The organism is Exiguobacterium sp. s142, from assembly GCF_018618455.1.
Taxonomy (GTDB): domain Bacteria; phylum Bacillota; class Bacilli; order Exiguobacteriales; family Exiguobacteriaceae; genus Exiguobacterium; species Exiguobacterium aurantiacum_A.
Window position 1 is genome coordinate 76993 of record NZ_JACSMB010000001.1, and the last position, 24527, is coordinate 101519.

The 24527-nt window shown below is 50.8% G+C and carries 26 protein-coding genes and 1 pseudogene; 11 read left to right on the plus strand and 16 right to left on the minus strand.

The genetic code is table 11. The features are described from left to right. Positions 1 to 120 precede the first annotated feature (120 nt). From KNP77_RS00390 to KNP77_RS00435, 10 genes and pseudogenes are all read right to left on the minus strand, one after another. Positions 121 to 609, minus strand: coding sequence for a DUF3916 domain-containing protein (locus KNP77_RS00390; RefSeq protein WP_214887679.1), 489 nt, complete (start codon positions 607 to 609; stop codon positions 121 to 123). Continuing rightward, positions 606 to 1094 (minus strand): DinB family protein, encoded by a 489-nt coding sequence (locus tag KNP77_RS00395; protein ID WP_214887682.1) that lies wholly within the window; start codon positions 1092 to 1094, stop codon positions 606 to 608. The genes KNP77_RS00390 and KNP77_RS00395 overlap by 4 nt, the downstream gene beginning before the upstream one ends. A 133-nt stretch (positions 1095 to 1227) precedes the next feature. After that, entirely contained in the window at positions 1228 to 1821 is a 594-nt protein-coding gene (locus tag KNP77_RS00400; RefSeq protein ID WP_161567348.1) for an Imm64 family immunity protein, read from the minus strand. Between the two features lie 102 nt (positions 1822 to 1923). Further along, complete coding sequence (locus tag KNP77_RS00405; RefSeq protein ID WP_214887685.1) at positions 1924 to 2715, minus strand: SDR family NAD(P)-dependent oxidoreductase; 792 nt, start codon at positions 2713 to 2715, stop codon at positions 1924 to 1926. A gap of 47 nt (positions 2716 to 2762) precedes the next feature. Then, entirely contained in the window at positions 2763 to 3776 is a 1014-nt protein-coding gene (locus tag KNP77_RS00410; protein ID WP_214887688.1) for an NADP-dependent oxidoreductase, read from the minus strand. A 33-nt stretch (positions 3777 to 3809) separates the two neighbouring features. Next, a pseudogene (locus tag KNP77_RS00415) lies at positions 3810 to 4043 on the minus strand (alpha/beta fold hydrolase); the annotation flags it as partial. Positions 4044 to 4143: 100 nt separating this feature from the next. Beyond that, entirely contained in the window at positions 4144 to 4719 is a 576-nt protein-coding gene (locus tag KNP77_RS00420) for a TetR/AcrR family transcriptional regulator (protein WP_214887693.1), read from the minus strand. Between the two features lie 229 nt (positions 4720 to 4948). Continuing rightward, a complete protein-coding gene (locus tag KNP77_RS00425) occupies positions 4949 to 6211 on the minus strand; it encodes an NCS2 family permease (RefSeq protein WP_016508713.1) in 1263 nt (420 codons plus the stop codon). Between the two features lie 610 nt (positions 6212 to 6821). Then, positions 6822 to 8324 (minus strand): PH domain-containing protein, encoded by a 1503-nt coding sequence (locus tag KNP77_RS00430; RefSeq protein ID WP_070327267.1) that lies wholly within the window; start codon positions 8322 to 8324, stop codon positions 6822 to 6824. Next, complete coding sequence (locus KNP77_RS00435) at positions 8321 to 8830, minus strand: PH domain-containing protein (protein ID WP_214887696.1); 510 nt, start codon at positions 8828 to 8830, stop codon at positions 8321 to 8323. The genes KNP77_RS00430 and KNP77_RS00435 overlap by 4 nt, the downstream gene beginning before the upstream one ends. A 392-nt stretch (positions 8831 to 9222) precedes the next feature. Here KNP77_RS00435 and KNP77_RS00440 point away from each other — a divergent pair, with 392 nt between their 5' ends. Genes KNP77_RS00440 through KNP77_RS00450 form a run of 3 tightly spaced genes read left to right on the plus strand, consistent with a single transcriptional unit; the run spans position 9223 to position 11899 of the window. After that, entirely contained in the window at positions 9223 to 9921 is a 699-nt protein-coding gene (locus KNP77_RS00440; RefSeq protein ID WP_214887699.1) for a hypothetical protein, read from the plus strand. Continuing rightward, complete coding sequence (locus KNP77_RS00445) at positions 9921 to 10847, plus strand: AAA family ATPase (RefSeq protein ID WP_214887702.1); 927 nt, start codon at positions 9921 to 9923, stop codon at positions 10845 to 10847. The genes KNP77_RS00440 and KNP77_RS00445 overlap by 1 nt, the downstream gene beginning before the upstream one ends. 5 nt (positions 10848 to 10852) lie before the next feature. Next, positions 10853 to 11899, plus strand: a complete 1047-nt coding sequence (locus KNP77_RS00450; protein ID WP_214887716.1) for a DUF58 domain-containing protein — start codon at positions 10853 to 10855, stop codon at positions 11897 to 11899. A 271-nt stretch (positions 11900 to 12170) separates the two neighbouring features. On the opposite strand, the gene KNP77_RS00455 is transcribed toward KNP77_RS00450, so the two are convergent. Continuing rightward, positions 12171 to 13262, minus strand: a complete 1092-nt coding sequence (locus tag KNP77_RS00455) for an FUSC family protein (protein WP_071397493.1) — start codon at positions 13260 to 13262, stop codon at positions 12171 to 12173. A gap of 187 nt (positions 13263 to 13449) precedes the next feature. On the opposite strand from KNP77_RS00455, the gene KNP77_RS00460 reads away from it, so the two are divergent. Next, complete coding sequence (locus KNP77_RS00460; protein WP_214887719.1) at positions 13450 to 14070, plus strand: NAD(P)-dependent oxidoreductase; 621 nt, start codon at positions 13450 to 13452, stop codon at positions 14068 to 14070. 16 nt (positions 14071 to 14086) lie between these two features. Beyond that, the gene (locus KNP77_RS00465) at positions 14087 to 17467 is read left to right on the plus strand and encodes a dynamin family protein (protein ID WP_251138854.1); all 3381 of its coding nucleotides are present in this window, start codon (positions 14087 to 14089) and stop codon (positions 17465 to 17467) included. 136 nt (positions 17468 to 17603) lie between these two features. Here the strand turns inward: KNP77_RS00465 and KNP77_RS00470 are convergent, their stop codons facing one another. Genes KNP77_RS00470 through KNP77_RS00480 form a run of 3 tightly spaced genes read right to left on the minus strand, consistent with a single transcriptional unit; the run spans position 17604 to position 19565 of the window. Continuing rightward, positions 17604 to 18584 carry a Gfo/Idh/MocA family protein gene (locus tag KNP77_RS00470; RefSeq protein WP_214887726.1) on the minus strand — a complete coding sequence of 327 codons (981 nt, stop codon included), beginning with the start codon at positions 18582 to 18584 and terminating at the stop codon, positions 17604 to 17606. 19 nt (positions 18585 to 18603) lie between these two features. Continuing rightward, positions 18604 to 19080, minus strand: a complete 477-nt coding sequence (locus KNP77_RS00475; protein ID WP_214887729.1) for a GNAT family N-acetyltransferase — start codon at positions 19078 to 19080, stop codon at positions 18604 to 18606. A gap of 2 nt (positions 19081 to 19082) precedes the next feature. Next, the gene (locus KNP77_RS00480; RefSeq protein WP_214887732.1) at positions 19083 to 19565 is read right to left on the minus strand and encodes an SRPBCC family protein; all 483 of its coding nucleotides are present in this window, start codon (positions 19563 to 19565) and stop codon (positions 19083 to 19085) included. Between the two features lie 279 nt (positions 19566 to 19844). Here KNP77_RS00480 and KNP77_RS00485 point away from each other — a divergent pair, with 279 nt between their 5' ends. After that, on the plus strand, positions 19845 to 20561 hold the full coding sequence (locus KNP77_RS00485; RefSeq protein ID WP_214887735.1) for a DUF5694 domain-containing protein: 717 nt from the start codon (positions 19845 to 19847) through the stop codon (positions 20559 to 20561). A 434-nt stretch (positions 20562 to 20995) separates the two neighbouring features. Here the strand turns inward: KNP77_RS00485 and KNP77_RS00490 are convergent, their stop codons facing one another. Beyond that, entirely contained in the window at positions 20996 to 21748 is a 753-nt protein-coding gene (locus KNP77_RS00490) for a hypothetical protein (protein ID WP_071397487.1), read from the minus strand. Then, positions 21726 to 22013 carry a hypothetical protein gene (locus tag KNP77_RS00495; protein WP_214887738.1) on the minus strand — a complete coding sequence of 96 codons (288 nt, stop codon included), beginning with the start codon at positions 22011 to 22013 and terminating at the stop codon, positions 21726 to 21728. Before KNP77_RS00495 ends, KNP77_RS00490 begins: the two co-directional genes overlap by 23 nt. 271 nt (positions 22014 to 22284) lie before the next feature. On the opposite strand from KNP77_RS00495, the gene KNP77_RS00500 reads away from it, so the two are divergent. From KNP77_RS00500 to KNP77_RS00520, 5 genes are read left to right on the plus strand one after another with little or no spacing between them, the layout of a single operon-like run. Beyond that, positions 22285 to 22740 (plus strand): helix-turn-helix transcriptional regulator, encoded by a 456-nt coding sequence (locus KNP77_RS00500; protein WP_214887741.1) that lies wholly within the window; start codon positions 22285 to 22287, stop codon positions 22738 to 22740. A gap of 13 nt (positions 22741 to 22753) precedes the next feature. Continuing rightward, the gene (locus tag KNP77_RS00505; protein WP_131489768.1) at positions 22754 to 23200 is read left to right on the plus strand and encodes a hypothetical protein; all 447 of its coding nucleotides are present in this window, start codon (positions 22754 to 22756) and stop codon (positions 23198 to 23200) included. Then, complete coding sequence (locus tag KNP77_RS00510; protein ID WP_071397483.1) at positions 23197 to 23475, plus strand: hypothetical protein; 279 nt, start codon at positions 23197 to 23199, stop codon at positions 23473 to 23475. The genes KNP77_RS00505 and KNP77_RS00510 overlap by 4 nt, the downstream gene beginning before the upstream one ends. Positions 23476 to 23485: 10 nt before the next feature. After that, positions 23486 to 23902 carry a group-specific protein gene (locus KNP77_RS00515; protein WP_070327285.1) on the plus strand — a complete coding sequence of 139 codons (417 nt, stop codon included), beginning with the start codon at positions 23486 to 23488 and terminating at the stop codon, positions 23900 to 23902. Then, a complete protein-coding gene (locus KNP77_RS00520) occupies positions 23899 to 24429 on the plus strand; it encodes a hypothetical protein (RefSeq protein WP_214887744.1) in 531 nt (176 codons plus the stop codon). Before KNP77_RS00515 ends, KNP77_RS00520 begins: the two co-directional genes overlap by 4 nt. The last annotated feature ends 98 nt before the right edge of the window (positions 24430 to 24527 follow it).

Sequence of the window (24527 nt, forward strand, 5' to 3'; positions counted from 1 at the left end):
TTTCTATCAAGTTACCTTTCGACATTTTAATCAACTTGTAAATATCACTGTTGTTTTTGGGTTTACGTTGAGACGTTGTGCTTAACTTCCTATTATTCGTCATACAAAAAAGTTGCCCGTTCATTGAACGAGCAACCAGACTTCTCCACTATGCATATAATCTTCATCTTGAATCAGTTCGTGGAACCGATGCACCTCGACATCCGCTGAGGCGACGAGCTTTTGTTGAAACACATCATCTAAGGGCAAGGGTGTCCATGTCTGTTCTGGCGAGTCACGTTCCATAAACGTCTTCAGTCGTGCATCATTTTCAAACACGAGGAGTTCGGACTGCCAAAGCGTCGGAAGGTCCAACAAGACGACCCGGTTCCGCTCCTCTTCTCGGAGACGCACGAGACGGGAGGCCCCCTCCATCATTGCCTCGATGACCGCATATTGAATCCGGCTGTTCTCCTGCACCGACAGTAAGAACGATTGATCAATTGGGATTTTGTTGTGCCAATACCCGTCATGGAACGTCGTCGGGAACGGATGGGTCTGGTCTTCGATATACATGTGCAACCGTTTCAATCTTCGTCTGATACCGCGCACTTTCGCTCGTCTCTTCAAGATGTTCTTCCCAATATGGAGTCGACTTGCTGCTGGTGATGCCGGTCATGTCCGATGAACTCGGTGACGATATAAGTAAGCGTATACGGAACACCCTGATGCGGGCAATGGGTCACCCCGTTCGCCGTCGTGTGCGAAGTCAGCGTCTCTTGACGCAATGACCGCAGCACTTCTATGAGTGAACTTCGACTCTTTTTGGCTAATTGGAGAACGTTTTCTCCCGAGAGACGTTTCGCTTTTTGGGTCGCCCGCGCGTTAAACGAGTCGAACTCAGGGAAGATCATCCCTTCTCCGTTCTTCACGGCTGGGATGATGACGTTCAACAGATGGTTGTCCCAATGGGCGATGTGAAGGACGACTGTTTTGATTGACCATTTGTCGGTCGCAATTGGCTTTTCCCACATCGATTCATCCAATCTCTCTAGCGTGTTTAGCCAATCTGTATAGGATGCAAATTCGTCGATGACGTTTGAACGATTAGTCATGAATCTGTCCCTCCTCAATTCATAAGGTAAGGAAATTGTATCATGTTCGATTACTTCTGTTCCGGTCATATTTTTTTATCCTTGGTCAATCAAGGAACGCTTGACGGAAGCGATTGATTCTCACAATGATGACTTATACATCTAGCGAGATGGACACTTTCTTTTTGAATTGTGGAGTTATCCCGTCGATTGAAATCGAACCGTAAGTGACCGTTAAGCCTTCTGGCGTCGGGACAATAGAAAGGGAAAACGCATTTAGCCAGTCCGCTGACGTCGGAAATACCCCAGGGGCCCAATCCAGTTCAAGTTCGTGCCCAGCAATCGCGTAGGAGAATGGCACATGACGATACACGTCGACGAGCAGTCGTTCGATTTGCTGTGTGAACGCGGATCTCGATGCAGGATGTGAAACGACATCCCCCCAGTTCAAATCGATGAGAATCCCGACATAAGTGTCCATCACTTGAAGGGACACGGTCATCACCATATCCACGCCTCCAAAATAGTTACTTCGTAAATGGATAGATCCGTAATGCCCGATCCGAGCAAAGTCGGTATCTGTCGTTGTCGTCCAATCGTTCCCCGCTTCATCCTGACTGAATGTCACGTTTATGATTTCTCCACCGCTACTTAACAGTTCCTCACATACATTTTGAGCAAGTTTAGGTAACGGATAATGGTTCGGATAAGCCATCCCGATGGAAATGAATCCGCCTGCTTGATCCATTCGAACACCTCCTTTTTCAATCATACAAAAAACGGCACCGTTAGGAACGGTACCGCGCTATGTTTGAGCCTCAGATGTTTATGCTAATGACGCCCTATTCATTCACTGCTTCGATCCATCCTGCATCGTTCGCATCATGCGAGTGATTCGCTTACGCGAAAGCAGTCGGGGCAGGAAGGCAACGAGCCGATTCCGTCTCCCTGGGATGATCAAGGTCTTTCCGTTCATAAAGCCACGATACCCGATATCCGCGACCCGTCCTGCTTCCATGATCGTGCCCGTTTGAAACAGTTTTGACGCCTGCATCCCGGAGCGGTCGACGAAACCAGTCGATGTTAACCCTGGACATAAAGCGGTCACCGTCACGTTCGTCCCGCTCACTTCATTTTCGAGCGCTTCTGAAAACGACAACACGTATGACTTCGTCGCGTGGTACACCGACATCAACGGTCCCGGGAAAAAACCGACCATGGAAGACACATTCATGATGCCCCCTTGATTCCGTTCAACCATACCGGGTAAAAACAATTTGGTCATCACCGTCAACGCCTTGATGTTGACGTCAATCATATTCACCTCTTGGTTCATATCTGTCTCTAAGAACGTCCCGTACAGACCGAACCCGGCATTGTTGACCAAGTAGTCCACGTGGATCCCATTCTCCTGGAGCTCCTTGTAAATCGCTTCTGGCACTCCCGGTGACGCGATGTCTTTGGCGATGACGGTGACGGTGACGCCGACACCATGATTGATCCGATAATCTTTAGCGATTTCTAACAGTTTCGCTTCATTCCGTGACACGAGTACCATCTCATGTCCATCCCGGGCAAAGCGATCGGCCAATTCTTTGCCGATCCCACCTGACACGCCTGTGATGAGAACCGTTTTTTTCATGGCAGTCTCTCCCTCTTTTTCTGCTACAAGCAGTAGTCTCACATACTTCAGAACGTAATGATGACCTTTCCTTTCGGCCGACCCGTCGCAACTAACTGTAGTGCTTCGTTCACTTCATCAATCGTAAATCGTTTCGGATGAAGGGCAGGAACGACTTGGTTCGCCTCCACGACGCTCGTGATTTCTTTGAGTTGTACCCCATTCGCACGTACGAAGATGAAGCGGTATTCGACGTCATGTTTTTTGGCCATCCGGTCATATTTCGCACCCGCCATCGAAAAGATCGTTTGTTTCCAGAACGGGAGCTGTCGGTCTTTTGCGAAACGTTTATTCGGTCCTGTCCGCAAAGACAGGAGTCGTCCGCCTCGTTTGAGGATGCTCAGCTCTTTCTTGAATTCTGTCGGCCCTAACGTATCGATGACATAATCCACGTTTTTCAAGACATCCTCATAGTTTTGCGTCGTATAATCCAAATATTGATCGGCACCGAGCTTCAGCGTCCGTTCGCGTGACTCCGCATTTCCACTGACGATCACTGTCAGACCTAACGACTTCGCGAGCGGAACGGCCATTTGACCGAAACTACCCGATCCTCCCGGAATGAACACAGATTGTCCAGACTGGACGTTTAATTCTTCATGTAGTCCTTGGTAGGCTGTGAGTCCCGTTAAAGCGACAGCTGCTGCCTCTTCGTAAGATAAGTTTTTTGGCATCCTTGCGATGGCAGATGCATCGACTGCTACATATTCAGCGATGGCCCCGATTTTTTCGATCGGCAGACGCGTGTAGACGTCATCCCCGACGGAATAACCGGTCACATGTTTCCCGACCTGTTCGACGACACCCGCCAGTTCGTTCCCGATTGTCAGCGGGAAAGCATAATCTTGAATCAGTTTTACGCTACCGGTCATGATCAACATCTCGAGTGGATTGATGGCGGCGGTCTTTACCTTGATCAACACATCATTGTCCCCGATGTCCGGAACACGTACCTCGTTCACTTGCGCTTCGATTACTTTCGAATATCGACTGATTTGAGCTGCTTTCATCATTTTGTTCATGATTGACTCTCCTTTGTTTGTCTCGACAGATGATCAAATCGCATCTGAATCGAGGAATAGGTTGACGTGTGCGGCAAATCGTTCGGGGAACTGGAACAGATGACCGTGTCCAGAATCCGGATAGACGATCAATTGTGCGTTCGGTATTTTTTCGGCCAAAATGTAACTATTTTCAGTCAGCACCATGACATCTTTAATCCCATTTGTCACGAGGACAGGTTGTTCGATCGCATGTAGCCATGCATAGTCTTCGTCCGGCTTTTGTTGCGCCCATTTCGCAACGGCTTGTAACTGTGCACCCTAAGTATGATAAAAACCTGTTGACGTTTTTTAGAATGAACGTTCTAAAAAGAGTAAAAAAAGAAAGTCAGTCCAACACGCGAAGTGCCAACGCGATGATGCTTTCTAATTCTTTTTGCGTGTAGTTCGTTTTGATCAAGACACGAAGACCGATCAAGTTGTTATGCAAGAAACGCGCCGTCTGTTCCGCATCGATGTCGGTTGACAGTTCGCCAGTGCGTTGCCCTTGTTGAATCAACTCTTGGAACATGTTCTCGGTCCGATGGAACATCGTCGTCGCCATCCGGTCGATTTCTTGGTCCACGAGCGACAATTCGACGGCCGCATTGACGGATAGGCACCCTTTCGGATACGTTTCAGAAGACCGCAGGATGAAGCGGAACACGTCCTCGATGGCTGATTTGATGGACTCATGTTGACGAATAATCGTCTCCATCTCATGCGTGATGAATTTTTCATACTCGCCGAGCGATGCTAAGAACAACGAGCGTTTGTCGCCAAACGTGTCGTAAATGCTTCGTCGATGAATGCCCATGTGGTCGACCAAGTCTTGCATCGATGTTTTCTCATACCCTTGTTCCCAAAACAATTCCATCGCTTTCTTTAATACAATCGTTTCGTCAAACTCTTTACTTCTAGCCATCTCGATCCTCCTTTGGTTACCACATAGTTTTAGAATGAACGTTCTAACTACACCCTCACTATATCCTTTCTAGAACGATTAGTAAAGAATAAAGTTGATTACACGAAAGAAGAGGAGCATCATCCTCCCAGGACGAAGCTCCTCTTCTCGTGATTATCTCCCCAATCGTTAGGAACAAGTTTCTACTGTCGATTGGAGAGCATATGCTGAACGGTCCCGTTCAGCATGTTTACAGCCAGACTGGTAAAGAAAAGAAAACCAAGAACAATACGGTCAAGACACCGACGACCGGACTGAGCGAGCGATAGCCCTTCTTGAACAAGACGATCATCGTATAGGCGATGAAGCCGAGCCCGATGCCATCGACGATGGAGTACGTGAACGGGATCATGATAATGACGAGGATCGCCGGGAAGGCCTGCTCCCAATTGTCGAGCGGCAGATGCTTCACGTTCTGGAACATCATCATACCGATGATGATCAAGACCGGCGCGATCGCCGTCACCGGAATGATCGCGAACAGCGGCAACAACAACAGCGAGACGACGTATAGACCTGACGTCACGAACGACGAGATGCCGCCGCGTGCGCCGACCGAGATGCCGGCCGCGACCTCGACCGTCGAGACGGTCGGGCTCGAGCCAAACATGGCACCCGCCATCGTCGACAACCCTTGGGCGATCAAACCTTTCGGGGCTTGATCGTCCTTGCCGATCGCCCGCGTCTGATTCTGGATCAGGCTGATGTTCTCGATCAACAAGACGAGCGTCAACACGCCGACCGCGATCAGGAAGATCGGTGATGTCGACTGCGCGAACGACACGTTGCCGAACACGGTACCGAACGACTCGAAGAACGGTGTGAGCGCGAACTCACCTGTCCAGTCGAGCGTGCCCGTGACAGCGCTCAAGCCGACACCGAACGCGATCGTCCAGAGGAAGCTGCTCGGTCCCATCTTCAAGAACAAAAGAATCGCGACGAATAGCGTCAGGAACGCGACCTGCACCGGTCGCTCCCCGAGGTCTCCGATGTGGAGCAGTGCCCCGCCACCGCCCGAGACGATCCCTGCCGCTTCGAGCCCGATCAAGATGAGGAACAGGCCGAGCCCGACCGTCAGTCCGTCATGAATGATCGGCGGGAACGCGTTCGCGAGTTTCCTCGCCACTTTCGTCACCGTCATGAGGACGACAAGCGCCCCCGAGACGAGCGAGACGGCGAGCGCACTCTGCCAGCTCAATCCCATCTGCAAGACGAGCGTGTACGTGAACAACGCATTGATGCCCATACCAGGTAGGAGCAACAACGGTAAGTTGAACAGTCCCGCGATGAACGTCCCGATGATGCTTGTCAAAATCGCTCCGACGAGCGCTCCCTCGAACGGGAGTCCGGCTTGTGTCAAGATTGCCGCATGTACGGCCGGGATGTATGCTGTCGCCAGAAAGTTCAGCACGCCCCCGTATGTTTCTGTTTTCCATTCTGTTTGTTTTGCCATAGGAATCAATCCTTTGTTGGCACCCTCACCCACCCATGTGGTTACACACGAGACTCATTATATCCTGTCTGACTTCAGACATGCAACACTATCGTAGTTCAATTCCACCTTTGGACCCAGTGTTGAGACGACTCCATCTAAAGGTTCATTTTATAAAATAAGAACAAACGTTCTTATTTTCAGCATCTATTTTAGTCGGAATCTGCTATAATGAAGAGGCAGGTTAACACAGCAATAGTGGGGTCAGCCGCCAATTCCGCAATGGAGGAAGGCGGTGGTGCGGATGGAACAACTATGGACCTGGGTCGGCGATTACGTAATCGTCCCGATCCTCGCTCCGATCATTGTTCACTTGGTAATCTACCAATCATCCGATCGTGCAAAGTCTGAACGCACAAAAAAATGACCCCCTCGGCGCAATGAGATGGGTCACTTTCTGATTCACTAACCATTGTGGCGGCTGGGCCACTCTTAAAGTGGTAGCCTGTAAGCCAGAGGCCGGTGTATCGAGCACCGGTCTCTTTCTACTTGCATCATACCATATTTGTTCCCGGTTTTCAGTATTAGAAACACAAAAAACATGAAGTTGACGTGACGAACACCGGGTGATTTAACCCGGTGTTTTCATATCTTCTTCTACCGTGTAGCGGGAGAACCATTTCAACATGGCATCCGCCTCTTGTTTCGGGATATCCTCGATCATTTCATTCGATAAGACACCACGAGTCGAGAACAGGACGTTGCATACATCGAAACGGCGCTGAAGCGGCGTCTGTGTCACTTGGACCTGTTCAATCCGCGGCTTGTCCGTCAAAAATGAGTGGACGTTGAACGCACCGGTCCGGAGCTCGACGAAGCGACCGTTCCGAGCGTAGCGCGTCGTCATATAGCTCAACAGGCGGCCGCCAATGATGATGGCCCACAACAGGACGAGCCACCAGGCGTAATCGCGGAAGAAATAGAGGACGACACCACTGATGATGAGACCGAACCAACTGATCCGCATCAGCTTGATCCAAAGCGACCGTGTCGGTAAACGATGGAGCGTGTCGGCCCATGTGAACTGGTTGAAGTGCTCGTTCAGCACGGCCATCGCCTTGTCCCGTTTGACGAACGGGAGGATCGTCGATGACTCGTCTTTCAACTCGTCCATCGTGCCCGCAGCGACGAGCTCGACGCCGACGATATTAAACCAGCGCCGGATGAACGTCTCTTTGATGCGGATCGCTTGAATCTTCTCGTACGGGATCTCTTTCGCCGAGCGGTTCAAGAGCCCTTTCTCGACACGAATCCGATCGCCTCTTCGTTCGAGTTGGAAGTTCCCATATTTCAAGAAGTTGATGACCATGCCGATGATGACAGACAGGAACAAGACAGTAAGGACAAGCACGCCGATGGCGATGATCGAGGCGCTGATGACCCACTCCCCGACTTGATCAAACGTCCCATCAAGGTTGATGAAGTCATCGATCGAGGACACGACCGTCGAGGCGACCGGGAAGATGGCGAATACCGACAGTGACGTCAGCGAGGCGATGATGATCTCGCGGGTCGAGATGGCATACAACAAACGGCTCGCCGGTTTTTCAATCGCCACCGGTGCAGATGTCGTGTCTGTCTCCTCTTCCACGGGTAAGTCCGTTTCAGTCTTCCGATGACGGACCTGGTCGAGGATGTCCTCGAGCCGCTTCGCCTCGTTCGGGAAGACGCCGGCCAGTTTGAACGAGGCGTCATCACTGTTCGCGTTCGTGTCGAACGTCAACTCGACGACACTGAGCAGACGGTAAAGAAACGGGCTGTTCGAATGGACGCTCTGGATCTTATAGAGCGGGAGCGACTTCTCTTTTTTGATCCAGTTCCCGTCGATGATATACATCGTCTTGTCGTCCAAGGCGTAACGGAAATTGCGCCAGCCGAAGAACTTTTGGATCACGTCGAGCAAGAGGAAGAGCAAGATCCCGACGCGCAAGATGATGCCGAACGTCGAGCTCCAATCGTTGTTGATCACAAATAGCAGTACGAGCGGGATGATAAATGACTTGATGACCTCTAGTACACGTAACAGTAAAACGCGAGTCGGTAGACGATGCCAAGTGAGCGTCGCTTCCGTCATACGACATCCTCCTCCTCGATGCGGGCATAGACTGCGATCTGTTCACGGAGCGTCTTCGCGAACGACTCCTCGATCGCATAGATATCATGCGATCCGGCCGCAGTGCCGATCGTGATCGTCTGTAAACCATACTTCCGGAGCAGCGGTCCTTGTTGGGCGTGGACGTACTGTACTTTCGTCATCGGGATCAACACGTCGTGTGTCGTGATGATGCCGTGGTGCAGTCGAATCTCGAGCGGTCGCACGTCATACGTGAAGCGCTCTTGTTTCCACTTTTGGAAGACGACGATGTCGATCACGCTATAGATGAGATCGATGGCGAGCAAGGCGTACATCGTATATTGGAGCCATGTCGGCCAGTCGAAATAGTGCGAGGCGACGACGAGACCGCCGGTGATGACGAGACCGATCAAGTAAAAGATAGCGCTAGACAACCGGAACACGGTCCGTGCTTCGATCGGTAGTTTTTCGCTGAGTGATGCTGGTACTGTTTCTATGTCTGACATTGGTGTTTCCCCCTATCCGTTCGGACGCGTTGTCCGTTCTCCTTCTAGTATACGGCTCATCCCTCAAAAAAGTTTCACCTTGATACTGTGAAACTGTTCAACCGGTCCCAATCGATGTCTGACTCGTCGGACCTGAACCGGATGTTCCAGAACTTCGGCATATGCTGTAAATGAGTCTGCATTCGCTTCTCTCCGCATCGCTTAAGATTTCTTTATTATACGACGAATTAAAAAGTTGGTGGTTAACGGCCTCTAAATGTATTTAAATTCAATTATTGACATTATTTTTTTATAATGGAATATTTAAGTATAAATTAACTTACTCTACTGAATTCGTTTGAAAGATTGATTTATGCTTTTACCTTTTCGAAGAATAAAATGAAGGAGGGTTTATGCAGAAAAGAAGAATGTATTATTTCATCATATCGACCTTGATCATCGTCGCTTTAGTTAAGATCGGCGGGACTTTCCTTTATGGAATGATTGTAGATCGTCCCACCCAACAAGACATGTCTGGGAAGCCAAGGTATATCGACGGTGAGTCGGCAACCTTTGATAAAGTAGACAATCTAGAGGACACTAATGATATAGCGAAATGGGATGATCTTTTGTCGAAAGAACGCTTTGAGAAAAAAATTACCGGTGAGAATCAAAATACTGCTTCAGACGTCCTGAAATGGGCGGTTGTAGGTCTTTTGCTCATTCTATTTCTCAAGTACTACAAGCGCGTACGGGATTGGTGGGACAAGCGGCGACGCAAAGCGACTCTGTCCTCAGCTGACGAGAGACCATTGTCAGCGCAAGCCAACATAAACACAGTGTCCACGACCACACCAACCGTTCTCTATGCCTCTGATACTGAGCTTGGAAAACTACTCGTGGCGTTGAATGATGCCTTGAACGACACTCAAAAACGAAAACCACATGAGACCGTCTCAGAGTGGTTTGCACGCATTCGATTCGATCAATCTGCGAAGCCGTATGCCGATGTACGATATGGAGAACGGGACGTGATTGACGAGCGCTCACTTCATGACTTCAAAGTATCTGTCAGACAGTACATACAACACCATAAAGGAGAGAAATCTTGATGAACATTCGTACGATGATCGATGAAATCAACCAAGTTTATTTGGGCAACCCGAAAGTGGTCGAACTGTGTGTGACGTCGCTGCTGGCGAACGGACATGTGCTCTTGGAAGATGTCCCTGGTACCGGGAAGACGATGCTGGCAAAGACATTGGCGACGAGTTTCCATGGCGACTTTTCAAGGATCCAGTTCACAGCCGACTTATTACCATCTGACATTATCGGTTCGGATTTTTTTAACCTGAAGACGCAAGAGTTTGAAAATAAGCAAGGCCCGATCTTCTCCAACATCGTGCTCATCGATGAAATCAACCGGGCCGTCCCACGTACGCAGTCCGCGTTGCTCGAAGCGATGGAAGAACGACAGGTGACGGTCGGGGGCAAGACATATCATCTCCCTACCCCTTTCTTTGTCATCGCGACGCAAAATCCGATTGAATCATCCGGCACCTTCTCTTTGCCCGATGCGCAGCTTGACCGCTTCATGATGTGTCTACATACAGGGTATCCGACTGAGGAATTCGAACTTCAATTGTTAGAGGAATCCGTCACCGAGACCCGTAAGACCATTTTAGCGAATGTCGATTTTGAGCAACTCTTACAATATCGAGCCGATGCCATGAAAATTCACATCTCGAAAGACGTGTTACGTTATATCGTCTCAATCGCGACCGCGTCACGTAGTCACCGGAACGTTCAGACAGGCATCAGTCCACGTGCGACGATCGCGCTCTCGAAAGCCGCGCAAAGTTATGCCTATATCCACAATCGTGACTATGTCACACCAGAGGACATCAAGTTCTTGGCCCCATACGTTTTCGCTCATCGGTTGACCCTGACGCTCGAGGGCGAGATCAAGTCCTCGAAAGCAATGGTTGTGGAAGAAATCTTGGAGTCCGTCCCGGTCCCGGTCGAGATGGGCATGTGACCGGGATGAACATCTCGACCAATGTATTTTTCTTGCTTGAGAAGCGCATCCAAATCGTCTTGTTTTCAGTGATGCTCATCTTATTGTTCGTGCCGTACCTCTCGATCCTTTCATTCGTTCTCGCTGTTTTTTTGGCGGCAAGTCTTTACATCGAGCGTTACACGAAACGACTGATTGCACAAATGGACGTCACGTGGAGACAGTACGACTCGATTCTGTTCAAGGGCGACAGGTGTAAGTTCACCCTCGCCCTGACGAACGTGCACCTGTTAAACGAAATGAGCACGAAAACATATATACGTACTTCTAACGATGGACATTACGTGGTGAATCTAGAGGGGCATACGGAATCCATCATCGAATTGGACGAGTTACCTTCTGATTTCGTCTTCGAACTTACAGGTAATCGAAGGGGACCTATCGAAATAGCTGAAATCTCCATCACGATTAGCTTGCCTCTATCGTTAGGGACGTTGACACTCTATTTGGCTCCCCCGTTACGTTGGACTGTCTATCCATCGATTTCAAGTACTCATGCGCAGCGTATCCGATCACACCTGAAGCTTGGTGAGCGCGTCTCTAAATATTCTCCAATTAAGGATCGGTTACTACAAATCTCCTCGAAGCCCTATGAGGATGAACCGTCCAGACAAATCGATTGGTATGCGACGGCGAAGAAGTCCACCTTGCAGACGAAACTGTACCAGCCGGTCAATCAAGATATGTTCACGGTGTACCTCGATTTGTCAGCTTCGAACGGGATCGGCCTACATCATAAGTTTGAGGAACTGATAGAGGATACGGCATTGGTCAGTCGGGAATTGATTGAAAGCGGCGGGAAAGTCGAGCTGTTTGTAAACCGATTAGATCAGAAAGGGCATGTCAACCACTTGAGCATCCAAGAAGGGGCGAAACAGCTTAAAAGTATCCTCGCGTTACTCTCCAGTCTATCGGAACAAGATCATTACATGGGTTCAACCCGGTTCTCCCCTTACGTGACGAAAATAAAAAATAAACAAGCTCAGCTCATAAAAATTGCATCAACTAACTGACTTTTTAAAAGCCAAGTTAGCTGATGCTTTTTTTTATTCAAAAAGCAGTTCAACCAGCTGATTATGGTACATCTGTAACTTCACTAACGCTTTCTTTATGACATGACTCATTTCAAACAAGAGATCGAGCGTTATGTCGACTCCTACTATCACCGCCGCATCAAAAAACGACAAAAAAACTGAGCCCGGTGGAATACCGGACCCAGGTTCTCGAAGTTGCCTGAAAAATTATTTAGTGTCTAACTTTTTGGTTTAGTTCACGAGAGCGGTTTTAGTCTTCAAAGAACCACTTCTTGCGCGGTTCCACTTTCAAGTTGTCGCTATGCTTCTTCATCTCGGTGATGAGGTAGCGTTCGAGTTCGTTCATCGCCTTGACCCAGTTCGTCATCGCCGCGACGAGCGGGACGACGGTCAAGATGAGTTCTTCCTCTTCGTCGCGCATCTTCTCGATCATCAGCTTGGCGAAGTCGAAGTTCTCGTGGATCAAGTCTTCCTCGCGGTCGATGATGTGTTCGTTCTCGAGCTCATATGCCGAGAACAAACGCTCATGCCGACGCAGTAAGTGCCGCATATGGCGCAACAGTTCTTCTTCGAGTTGTGGCGGCAAATGTTCGACCGTCAAATAATCGTCGTACAACTTGTCGAGCACGTGGATGGCGGCACTGTTCGTGTCGATCATCTTCGACTTGAGGACGGCCCGACGGTAGATCGGCGTCTTCTTCTCGAGCCAGCGGTTGGCTTTGATCTCTTCTTCGAAGTAATCATACGTCGTCTTCGAACCGCGATGTTTCTTTTTCGTCTCGTCGAGCGATTCGAACGACGAGCGGCCGCCTTCCGTCTCGGAGAACAAGCGGGCGATCCGGACTGCCATTTGAAAGACGGTCGTGATCTCGTCTTCGAGCTTCCGTTCATAGCGCGGCGGGAACAACAACGCGTTGACGAGCAGCGCGACGGTGATTCCCATCATGATGAGCAAGTAACGTTCGCCGGCGAACATCCAGATCGACAGGTCGGACTGGCTCGCCCCTTCCATGATCAAGATCGTCGTCAAGATGACGGTCCGCGTCGTCGACTCGAGGTTCAAGAAGAGCAGGATCGAGATGGCGATGATGATGACGACGCCGATCGCGATCGGTGTCGGGTTCGGTGTCAGCATCAACGAGAACACGGCCAGTAAGGCGCCGATCAAGTTCCCTTTCATCTCCTCTAAAAGCCGGACACCCGTCTGATACACCGACGGCAGTAAGGCGAGCGAGGCCGCGAGTGCCGGGACGACGATTTGTTCAAATTGAAACGCTTCGGCAATAAGTAACACCAGGGCGACAGAAATCCCGGTTTTGATCGTTCTAGCTCCAAATCTCATGCGTTCTCGACACCGGAGTGTCTTCCCCCTTTGTACACGTCATGCAATTTTTTTAGCCGACTTCGGCGTGCGTGAAACATTTGCCCTTCGAACCGGTCGAAGTCAGGTCATTTTGCCCGATTCGAGAGCGCTTCCGTGGTATGATGGCGTTGGATATTTTCTTTAATCTTGATGGGGAGGGGTTTACTTGTCAACCATTGCTTTATTTGGAGGAAGCGGCCGCACGGGGATGCGGATGCTTGAACGATTACTGGAGGACGGACATCACGTCCGCCTATTAACGAGACGACCGCTTCAACCGAGGGACGGTCTTGACGTCATCATCGGCGACGCCACCGATCAGGAAGCCGTCATTGAAACGATAAAACGTGCTGACGTCGTCATGTCAGCACTCGGCACCGACAAACAAAACGTCTTGTCGCGCTTCACCCCGCTCGTCATCGCGGCGATGCAACAGGCAGGACTCAAACGCATCTTGATCGTCGGCACAGCCGGCATTTTACGGGCACACGACTCGGACAACTATCGCTTCGAGACGCGTGAGTCGAAACGGTCGATGACGACCGCAGCCGAGGACCACGCCCGAGCCTATGAGCTGTTCGAAGCCTCCGACCTCGACTACACGATCGTCTGTCCGACGCAATTGATCGAAGGCAAATCTGTCGGTGAGATTGTCATCACGGCCGACGTGTTGGGCACGTTGAACTCAGGCCCGATCGCACGGGATGACGTCGCCGAGCTCGTGCTTCGCGCCTGGAAAGACAGAATATACATCAGACACCGCGTCGGGATCACGACGGAATCATGATTAGGGGATGGGGATTATGAAAGAACAACGCATGCGCCTGGCGCAATTGACCGACGTATTTGAAACAGAAGACGAGACCGAGTCGGCCCGGCTCGCCCGGACCGCACTCCGGAAAGTGACGCGTGACGAGATTTGGATCGCCGTCTGCGGTCACTTCTCGGCCGGTAAATCGACGCTGCTCAACAACTGGCTCGGCGACGGGGTATTGCCGACGAGCCCGATCCCGACGAGCGCGAACATCGTCACGCTCCGTAACGGTGACGCAAGTGCCTCGGTCGCCATCAATGACACGGACTGGATCCGACTCGGGACCGACGAGCTCGAGCACTTGGGCGACTACTGCAAAATCGAAGAGATCAAAGAAGTCGAATATACCCTGCCGCGCTTCCCGTTCGGAAGTGATGTCGTCTTGATGGACACACCAGGTATCGACTCGACCGATGAGCGTCACCGCCAAGCGACGGAACGGTCGCTCTTCCTCGCCGACCATTTGTTCTTCATGATGGACTACAATCACGTCCAATCGGAACAGAACATCCAGTTGATGAAACAGTTCAGCGCTGAAGCCCGCCCCTACTCGATCATCATCAATCAGATCGACAAGCACGATGAGACGGAACTTCCGTTTGACGCGTTCAAACGCTCGCTCGAGACGGCGTTTATGCGTCATGCCATCAATCCGGACGATATGTTCTATATCTCGCTCCGTGAACTCGATCACCCAGAGAACGAGGTCGAACGGCTCCGGACCCACGTCCAAGCCGTCATCGACACCGCCCGAGAGCAGAGTGAGGCGCGAGCAAGTCTCCTCGTCGACACGTTGCTCGACCGGTCTGTGCGGTCAATCGAGACAGCGATCGAACAGCTTCCGGTCGTCGAGAAGCAGACGGCGGAGATCCAATCCCGGCTCCAGCGACTCGAGAAGAAATCGACGTGGCTGGAGTCGTTCCGTCGTGAGTTCTTTAAACACCAGTCGCCGATCGTCGCCAGTGCGCCGATCATGAACTATGAGTTCCGTGAACTGTTGCGGGATTACCTGGAGAGTTGTGCACCTGAGTTCAAAGTCGGCCTGTTCTTCTCAAAAGAAAAGACGCGCCAGGAACGTGTGCGGCGTGAAGACGTCGCCGCCAAAGAGTTCAACCGATTGATTGATACGAACTTGCGGCCCCACTTGATCAAATACGCCGAGGACATCGTCCGTGACTTGAAGCTGCCAGAAGCGATCTTGTCTCGTCCCGACACATTGCCGTCCGCACCGAAGACGCTCATCAGCGAGCAAGTGAAGTCCGGGGCGTCACTGAGTGGCGACACGGTCCTCCAGTTCAGCCGTGACATCGAGTCTGCCCTCGCCGCTTGGGTGACGAAAGTGTCCGACACGTGGGTCACCTCGGTCGAGACGTATCTCGAGGCCAAAGGCAAAAATCGGATCGACCAAATCAAGGCCGAGCAAGACGACTTATATGACATGCTCGATACGCTGGCGCTTCAACGCCGGCTTGCTGAAAAGCAAGCGCTGCTCTCTACTTACGCCACACGTGACATCTCGGAAGACCGGTTGGGCGACCTCGAGACCCGCCATTACGTAGAGGCCGGCCAGTTACCGAAAAAACAAGTCGAACACCAGCAACAAGAAGTTGCGTCGACCTCGCTTTTGGGCGATGATATCGTTGCTTTTTCATTTGATTTTTCGTATGAATACGCGGTATGTGAAATATTAGAGAAACATCCGTTATTCAAGTCACGGGTGAAGTCGTTGCGCCACAAGTTGGCCCGGGCCGAGTCCGAGCGTTACACGCTCGCCATCTTTGGTGCGTTCTCGTCCGGAAAGTCGTCGACGCTGAACGCGTTGCTCGGCGAAACGGTGCTCCCGACGTCGCCGAACCCGTTGACGGCCTCGATCACAAAGATCGTGCCTCCGAACGGTCAAGCCCATAAGAGCGCCTCGATCACGTTCAAGACACGGGACGATCTCGAGGCGGAACTGAACGGCTACGGCGCTTCGCTTGAAGCGCTCAGCATCGACCACCCGTTCGTCAACGCCGTCAAGAACGCTCCCCTGTCCTATCTCGGCAGTGAGCAGTCGGTCGACTACGACACGTTCTGCTCGTTCGTCACCGAGGAAGAGAAAAGTTGCATCGTCAAGGAGATCGAGCTATATGTCGACTCCCCTTGGGCCGAGCGCGGTATCATCTTCGTCGACACGCCGGGCGCCGACTCTCAGTTCAACCGCCACAGCGAGGTACAGTTCGGCTATATGCGCGACGCCGACGCCGTCCTGTTCGTGACGTACTACAACCACGCCTTCACCGAGGCCGACCGCGAGCTCGTCATCCAGCTCGGGCGGGTCCAAGGGACGGGCGGCCATGACATGTTCTTCCTCGTCAACGCGTCCGATTTGGCGACCGATGACGCGGAACGCGATGCCGTGACCGATTACGTGTCGAACCAGTTGACGAAGCTCGGCGTCCGCAATCCGACCGTCCTGCCGATCTCAAGCCGGAACGCCATCCAAGGCAGAGACAATGGTTTCGACCGCTTCTCGGCCAAGCTCGAGCAGTTCGTCGACCATGACCTGCGCCAAGCGAACGCCGTCCGCATCAAAGACGAGACGAGCGCTCTCGTCGCCGCGTTCGAAGACGTCTTACGCGAAGCCGAAGCCGATGCGACTGTTAAAGAAACACATCGCACACAACTCGAACAGTTGCGTGAGTCCGACAACCGATTAAGCGTCATGACGCTCGTCGACCCGTTCACGCGCGAAGTGAACGAACTGCTCGCCCACCTCGAGACGCGCTCCCTCTTCCGGCTCTCGGACTTCGTCAAGGAGACGTTCCATCCTGTCGAAGTCGACGGCTCCAAGGCGAGTCTCGAGCGCGCCCTGACGCGTACGCTCGATAAGTATGCCTACGACATCCACCAAGAGCTGCAAGTGTTCCAATATCGGCTCGAGCGCTTCTTGAAGCAAGAGACAGAACGGTTGATCGAGCGTGAGACGCTCAAACTGCGCCCCATCTTGCCGACGTTATCATACGAAGAAGACATCGACATCGACTGGCTCCGCGACGTCGTCGATCCGGTCACGTTCGAAGCGGACCCGTTCCGTCCCGTGTTGAAGCACTATAAAAACGCGAATCAGTTCTTCGAAGCCGACGGTCGGACGAAGCTGCGCGACGACTTGAGCGCGCGCTTAAAAGCCGCCGTCCGGGAACAGCTCGAAGCAGTCGGTGCCGCTCAAGCCGAACGGACCGCTTCGCACTTACAATTGCTCGAGACGACGCTCAGCACTGCTTGGAACCGTGAAGTGAACGACCTCGTCGCCGGTGAGCTGAGCGTACTGACGGACGGGCAGTCGTTCGATGACATGAAACAGCGCCTCGATGCGCTCAGAAAGGATTGAACGCATGGGTTCATTACTGCTCGTCGGCCTGATCCCGGCCGTCATCATGACGGTCGCACTAGGTTTGTTTATCCGCCATTTGTATCTCAATAAAGAATCATAAAACAAGCCTCGAGCGCGCGCTCGAGGCTTGTTTTTATACATCTGCCGGATAACGGACGTCGATGCGGCGCCGGATATCGGTCATGACGTCAGCAAGCAACTGCATGTCGTCAAATGAGTGGATCTCGGTCTCCCTCTCGCCTGCTAGAATCATAAGCACGAACGCTTCAATCTCGTACTTCATGTGTGTCGTCTGTTCCGTGGCGAGTTCCTCGGTCGTCCCGTCGCGCCCGACGAACGTCAAGCGGTCGAGTGAGGCGATATCGTCGATGACGATACGCCCCGCTTCCCCGATGATTTCGGACGGTGCGTCCGTGCCGTGAATCTTCGAATGAAGCACGATGATGTCCATGCCGTCATACGACAAGATGGCCGAACCACTCCCGTCGACGCCCGACTCGAGTTTGACGGCGTTCGCTTGCACGGCGTCCGGTCGACCGAACAGTTTCAAGGCGGGACCGAGGCAATAGACGCCGAGGTCCATCAGCGAACCATTAGAGAAAGCGGGATTGAACGTATTCGGGTTGTCCCCGCGCTTATACAAGTCGTAGCGCGACGAATATTGCGACTTGTTCAAGATGACGCGCCGGACGGGACCGACGCGAGGCAGCGTTTGACGCAATATTTGGAAGTTCGGCATGAACATGTTGCGGAGCGCCTCAAGGAGGACGACGTCGTGCTCGCGCGCCGTCTCAAGCATCAATTTGACCTCGTCGACGTTCGAGGCGAACGGTTTCTCGCAGAGGACGTGTTTGCCATGTCGCATGAACAAGATGCCCTGCTCAGCATGGAGCGAGTTCGGGCTTGCGATATAGACTGCGTCGATGACGTCGCTCGTCGCCATATCGTCAAGCGATGTGAACGTATGGACGATCCCATACTCTTTTGCGAAATCGGTCGCACGCTCCGCTGTCCGTGAATAGACGGCCGCAACGGTCGCACCTTCGACTTCGTGGACGGCTTCTAAAAATGAATGGGTGATAAAGTTCGTGCCGATGATACCGAATCGAATCATAAGGATGTACCTCGTTTCTTTAGTTGGTGATGGCTTTGCGTAGGATGATCTCGTCATGGAGCGGGATGCCGTGCTCGCCGATCATTGGAATCGACGGTTTTTGTAGGCGGGCCTCATCAACCGCACCAGGGATGATGCCTGCGAGGCGCCAACCCCGCTTTTGATAAAAAGCGAGCGCTCGTAAGTTATCGTTCGTCGTGATGAGCGACATACGCTTGAGTCGATGAAGCCGGGCCAAGCGCTCCACTTCATCGAGTAGTGACGACCCGATGCCGCGGTTTTCTTGTAAGCTATCGAGCGAGATGATTTCAAGTTCCTCTTCTCTAATGACATACGTGATCAGCCCGATGATTGTCGCTTCTTCCATCGCGACGAAACCGTCGAGCGTAGCGCAGTCATACGTCCCGGTCGAGATGACCATTTGAGGTGATCCCCACTCAGCGATAAAGACGTCACGCACCGGCTCACGCAGCGTCGGAATAATAGGTCGAATCATTGTCACTCCGCCCCCTGAACGGAAGGCTGCTTCGGTGCGCTCGCTTCCGTATAGATCCGAAATTGTTTGAACTGATCGTCGTAAATGAGCCGAATCGCCCAAGCAAAGCCTTTCACGTACAAGGAGTACAGCCATGATGATGGGATGAGTGTGAGGCGAATTATTACGTCCGTCCCATCCGGGGTCTCGGTCAGCACATAAGTAGACGTCGATATTCCCTGATTCGTCATCGCTAGCACTTCACACTCATAAGGGCGATTCACATACGTCAATTCGGATTCGACCCGAATCTCTTTCTTCTCGAACTGTTGGACCGAGATGAACCGTTTCCCCGTCACGAGTGACGCGTCCCCATCCTCATAAATGTTTTCAATCAAATGGTCGTTCCATTTGACGATATGTTCATCTTCTGCGAGGCAGGAGAAAACATGGTCGATTGGTGCGTCAATTGTCATGTGGTATGTAGCTACTTCAAGTTGTTTCACATCAAACCCTCCTTCATCGGTATAGACGCCCATTCTTCTTCTCATTGAAGCATTGGTTTTAGCGCATTGTCCATACAGTTTTCAAAAAAAGTCTGGTTCGGATAAGCATCGTCCATGTCGCTTGATGAATGGATTGTTCTCCGTTTACCGAACGAAATACACATAGGTCGTCTCGATTCAATCGGCTCTCCTGTTCGTGAATTTTGCAGTGAAACCTTTTATTCAATAATCCGTAAAAGGAAACTATATATTATGTTTGATAGGGAGTGAGATGTTAACATGATCGAACTATTAATCGTCGGAACAACGCATCTGAACATGCCGAACAACGGTGATGTGATCATGCCGGGGACGACCGATATTCTTGGCGCAAAACGTCAACAAGAGATCGACGACTTTATCCGTGTACTAGCTCGGTTCGAGCCGACCACCGTCTGTCTCGAAGTCGCGAAAACTGATCAGCATTCGTTGAATCAACGTTATCAAGCGTATGTGGCAGATCCGCTCGCTGCAACTGAAGATGAACGTGAACAAATTGGATTCCGGCTCGCCAAGACGTGCGGCTTACCTTTCGTTCGAGCCGTTGATTGGAACGAGACGGTCGACGGTGTCAGCCTCGGTGACGTGATAGACACGCATCCGGTCGAGATGCAGGCGATTATCGCAACACAACGCGCACTCATGCAAAACGTGGAGACTGTTTTCCATCAACATTCAATCAACGATTTCTATACCTACATCAATCAAGAAGAGGTTACACGTTTCATGCATCAAGCTTATATGGACATCGCCGCCACTGGTCCGACTGGTGCACACTGGGTCGAATCCTATTGGAATTACCGAAATCATCGAATCTATGACCACGTGACACGTGATGCTAAAACAGGAGACCGCATCGTGATGTTATACGGATTGGTGCACGTCCACCTGTTGCGGCATCTTTTTGAAGCGAACGAACGCTATACTGTTCATACGCTCAGTCAAGTCCTCGGCTAAGCTTTCTACCGTTCTCCTCGGTGAATGGCCTGGGCAAGCTCTCCGCTTCTCTCCTTTGGGATGTCTTGAAGCCTTTCGACGGCAAGCGGATGGTTGTGTTTATGCGTGAAGCGACTTATCATCGTGTCCACTTTTTTTGAAATACATGAACGTTTGCGGTATGTGAAATATCATAAACCTATATCATTTTCTATATAATCGATGATTGCCTCAGGATGGACTCCACCCCTTCCAAATCGATCGACCAGTCCGCATAACAATTCAAACGGCAACTCAATCAGAGGATAGCTCGCCCATTCTTCCACTTGGCATGCGAGTGGAAGCTCACGCGTTGAAATAACAACAACCCGTCACGTCAATTCGTGTTCGCCCGGATGATGTCGTCCCATGTCTTGTTGAAAAACCGCTCGTCTTTAATCGGGTAAAAGTACCATTCATACACAAACGAACGTGACATCCGTCCCTTCGATTTGAAGAAAACCGGCACCTTCGTTATCGTGGGCGCCTCGTAGTTTTCCTGAAAGCTGTCCACATTCGACCGCTTTCTCCCGCAGACCGAACGCCCAGCGATACAGTACGCCCTCTTTCACGAAATACGCGGTCTCGCCCTCAATCGTCATCGCCTCGCTGTCATGGAGCATCTTCGGCGTCCGGTATGTGACGAGTCGACCGTCACGATGGAGATGAATCAAGGCATACCAAATGGACGGACAAAGCCACACGCCAGAGGCAGTCGTGATCATCAACTCACAGTCGACGATAATCGGGGCTTTACGCGTGTCGTGGTTATAGCGAAACAAGACGTACCCGCTTCTTGAGAAACAGACGAGCGCCTCGGTCGATATCCCCTCGCCAAAGATTCCCTCATCTCCATAGCCGACCCAAATACCCGACTCATCGACGACGATGGACGCGATAAACGTACCGGCGTGAAAACTTGTCTCGATGGAACCGTCCGCTCGAACGACCCAGGCGTTTGGTCGCAAGTTATCGCGTGTGAAGTCGACAAGCACAAATGTGGTTTCATCCATCACGCGAATGAACGGATCTGTCAATGCGAGTGCGAGTTTGATTTCTTCGCCTCGCCACGTCACGACGGCAGCGTCGTCTGCTTGATGCAGCGTGATGAGTGTCCCGCTCCACAAGTCGGCATCAAGTAACCGGTTATGTGATCCGCTCATCGTCATCGCGTTTCACTCCTTTTTGTTTGGCTGACTCAAACCATTTTTTCAGCAACTGAATCCCAATCCATAAAATGACAATGATCCAGGCAGCCTCACAGGCACTCGTGAATAGGATGAAAGCCAGTCGCCCGACGTCTTCAAGTTCACGAAAACCAAACTGTGGAATCTCCCAACTGATAAAAACTTGATAATAACCGACCAACCCAAAAACAAACGGAAACATCGACCAGAAAAACGGATTTATTCGCTTAGGCAAATGCAGCTCCACGTAATTCCCTCCAAATTAAAGTGATTCCCACTACATCCTCGAGCTGAACTTCCGTCTCTGAAACGGGTAACAACGTAATCAACTGTTCTTTCGTCATTTTTATTCCCCTTTCCAACTTCATCTATTTTATCGCAAGGATGATTCCGAATTATATACATAAAATGAGAAATCACATTGACACTGTTCATGCTTAGTGTAAAATTACACTTGTAAGTTATTGTAATTCTGATCCCTTAAAAAGGGTTCATCTATCCAACCGAAGAGGTGCTCGATGAACAAATCAGATTTCATCCAACTCGTGTCAAAAAATGTAAAACCGATTCGTCTGGAACGACAGTATTCCCAAGAAGAGATGGCTGACATCTTAGGCTTATCCAAAAAGACGCTCATTCAAATCGAAAAAGAGCGGACCATCGCCAACTGGAGCACGGTCGTCACATTGTGCGCCCTGTTTAATGACAGCGAGATTCTTTTGAGCGAAATCGGGGACGACCCAGTCGAGTTCGTCAGACTGATCGCCAAAGACGTCTCGTACGAACCGAAGTCAAAGACACTCGGTGGTCGTGTCTGGTGGAAGCAAGCCGCAACAGAAGGAGATTATGTGTTGCAACAAAACCTGATTAGCGGGCATTACCGGATTTTAGATCGTCAAAACGTCCGCTGGCACAGCTCGTTCGACGTAGAAGAAGCCACACTCGTGTTGGCCAAACTAGCGCAAGACGTATGAAAGGAGTCAGATTGTGAAAACTAATAAAAGATGCATCGTGACGTTGTCAGTCGTTTATGTCATCGCGTTGATAGTGAACATTATCCCGTCGGCCACCTTCCCCGACGCAACGATTCGTCCCCTGCATGCCGCAGCCTCGGTCGCGCTCCTGTTCTGTCTACTAGGAACTTGTTTATTACGAAACCAGGTTGCCAAGCTATATATCACGGCACTCCTGTTCGCGAGTGTCACCGTTTTTACATTGAACAGCTTCGAGACATATATGCGTGACATCCTTCTTTTGGACGCTTTGTTTTCAATCCAATATCCGCTCTACATTCTATTCGTGTCTCCGTTGTTCGGCCTCAACTTCTTTTTGAACGTCGGAGCGGAATACGTCTCATTGATCACTTTCTTCATCGCGATTCTGTTACTCATCATCCACGAGGTCGCAATCACGGCTTCACGCGAACGGCTATGACAAGAGCGCAACTCATCGGATCTTCAAGCCTGCTGATTGCCATTCCCTACTTTCTACTCGCTCCGAACTGGACGCATGCTGAATTCGTCTGGATAGGCGGTACAGTCATCTTGCTCATCATTTCGGCCATCGGTTTAAGCTTTCACATATACCACAGTCGAAAGTGGACGCGACGACAAGGCATTACTTTCGGGATCGGCTTGCTTACAGCCTATGCTCTCGCGTTTCTATTTCTATTATGGCGAGTCGTCGCATACAACATGAACACGATTTAGGAGGCTACTTATGAAGTTTTACATCGGGTCCGGTTTTTATAACATCAATCACGTCCGGCAATTGCGGGACCATTTCATCGAACAAGGCCACACCCATACATACGATTGGACCATGAATGAACGAGCAGCGACAATCGAGGACTTGCGAGACATCGGCGCCAAAGAATACGAAGCGATTCGTACATCTGATTTTGTCGTCATCTTGCTACCGGCGGGCAAGAGCAGCCACGTCGAACTCGGGATCGCCCTCGGCGCGGACGTACCACTGTTCATCCATGACGCAGCAAATCGTTTCGATGACTTCGAGACGACGAGCACGTTTTATCATCTCCCCCACGTCATCAAGTTGACGGGACCGCTCGAGGACATTCCTTCATGTATCGCCGCCCATTACGTAACGTCATATGTAAAGCAGGATAGTTTATGATGTTCCCGATTTATTTAGTCACAGGGTTTGTCATTTTGGTTCTGGTCGCAACTGCTACCACCATTTATATCAAAGTGTACAAACGACGTCGAACTGACGCTGTACAATCAAATTCAGGCCAAGGTGCCGCCATCGCACCGCCTGATAAACTTGCGATTGTCTTATTCATCGTCACTATAGTCGTGAGTGTCTTGATTAGTTATGTTGCAGGATACACCGACGCCTACAAAGCGTATGAACAAGATGTCTGGGTCCTTTCACCGTCTGACATTGAAACATTTTATGCTGAGGTACGAGAAGTTGAAGACGATGCCATTGAAGTGCAAAAGATGTCGTTCGATGACGCAACTGATCAAGGCACGATTCGATATGAAATTGTGAAAGAGCACGTAAGCATCTATCGACAGGATAAAATCATCCAACTCTCTGACTTGTCTGAAGAGGATTTAATCTCAGTCATCCTGATGAAAGATCAATCGGGGATGACGAGCGTATTTAAAATCGAATTACTCAACAACCAAAATTAATGCAACGCATTCAAAAGTATACAAACCATTAAAAAGAAAATATTTGATTTTTCTAGCATGACAATCATTTTTGTGACATACTGTTCAAAATCTTATTT